Below are 233 nucleotides of genomic sequence, written 5' to 3' on the forward strand. Positions count from 1 at the left end.
CGGGATGGACGTACCGCTGGTGTACCAGTTGTTCCGCCAGGAGCACCGCTGGGTAGCTATGTACGGAAGGGATAAGCGCTGAAAGCATCTAAGCGTGAAGCCCCCCTCAAGATGAGATTTCCCAGTATGTAAGACCCCTTGAAGACGACGAGGTAGATAGGTTGGGGGTGGAAGTGCAGTAATGCATGGAGCTGACCAATACTAATCGGTCGAGGGCTTATCCTAAAGATAAG

At 52.4% G+C, this 233-nt stretch carries 1 rRNA gene; it reads left to right on the forward strand.

Annotation, left to right across the window (positions count from 1 at the left end):
- Positions 1-225, forward strand: a 23S ribosomal RNA gene (locus ACN6NF_RS26005); the annotation flags it as partial.
- Positions 226-233 lie beyond the last annotated feature (8 nt).

The sequence above is a fragment of the Paenibacillus sp. TSM33 genome, from assembly GCF_056099025.1.